Origin of the sequence: Pseudoalteromonas sp. SG44-17 (assembly GCF_014164235.1) — a bacterium.
Taxonomy (GTDB): domain Bacteria; phylum Pseudomonadota; class Gammaproteobacteria; order Enterobacterales; family Alteromonadaceae; genus Pseudoalteromonas; species Pseudoalteromonas rhizosphaerae.
The window spans coordinates 1-443 of record NZ_JACJEV010000104.1; the positions used below are offsets into that span (position 1 = coordinate 1).

Annotated in this window: 1 protein-coding gene; it reads right to left on the reverse strand. The window is 53.5% G+C overall.

Going from position 1 to position 443, the window contains the following annotated elements:
* The coding region (locus tag H5182_RS22085) for an Ig-like domain-containing protein (protein WP_220497124.1) at positions 1 to 443 on the reverse strand (443 nt) is incomplete at both ends.

A 443-nucleotide genomic window follows, 5' to 3' on the forward strand; every position in this document is an offset into this window, starting at 1 on the left:
TTCGCGCCATCGCTGATAGTTACACTGACACTGGCATTGGCTTCTGCCCCGGAGCCGGTGATCAATACACTGCCATCTTCTACAGCATTGATCCGGCCATCAACCTCAATCGGGGTGGCAATCGTTAAGGCATTCGGTGCTGCGTTATCTAAAATCACTGAGGTGCTGGCTGCACTTGAGGTGTTACCCGCCGCATCACTTTGTGTGGCGCTGACGGTGAGCGTGCCGTTATTAAAGCTGCTGACATCAAACTCACTACCACTGATAGTCCATGCCCCAGAGCCATCAGCCGTCACAGTAAGCGATTGGTTATTCCCGCCATCGCTGATAGTCACACTGACACTGGCATTGGCTTCCGCCCCAGAGCCGGTGATCAATACACTGTCATCTTCTACGGCATTGATCCGGCCATCAACCTCAATCGGGGTCGTTATGGTCAAGGC